Source organism: Paraburkholderia sp. SIMBA_030 (assembly GCF_046535245.1).
In the GTDB taxonomy this organism is placed as follows: domain Bacteria; phylum Pseudomonadota; class Gammaproteobacteria; order Burkholderiales; family Burkholderiaceae; genus Paraburkholderia.
The window spans coordinates 1-333 of the sequence record NZ_JAWRXB010000199.1 but is presented as its reverse complement, the minus strand read 5'-3'; the positions used below and the strand labels follow the sequence as shown (position 1 = coordinate 333).

General features: G+C 62.8%; 1 protein-coding gene. It reads right to left on the bottom strand.

The genetic code is table 11. The features are described 5' to 3' along the window. The coding region (locus SB772_RS39655; protein ID WP_410838474.1) for a hypothetical protein at positions 1-288 on the bottom strand (288 nt) is incomplete at its 3' end. Positions 289-333 lie beyond the last annotated feature (45 nt).

Genomic DNA, 333 nt, shown 5'->3' with positions numbered 1-333 from the left:
GGAGCGGGCGGCGGCACGCACTGATCGAGCTCGCCGTTCACCTTCTGCGCGAGTTTCTGCGCGCGCTCGATCGAGTCCCAGCTGGGAGCAGTTCACCGCATCCGTGCTCGTCGACGACAGCGTACCTGCTGCCACGTTCGTCAGCTTGACGTTCGTGCTTGCGCCCACGCCACCCAGCGTCACCGAGTTGTGCGTCGACGAGTCGTACAGCACCGCATCAGCGAGCTTGCCGTTGATGTTCGTAATCTGGCCTTGCAGCGTCGTGACATTGCCCTGAAGCGTCGTCACCGCAGGGTCCCTTCAATGTACGCGTTGCGACCAATCGCGATAGCA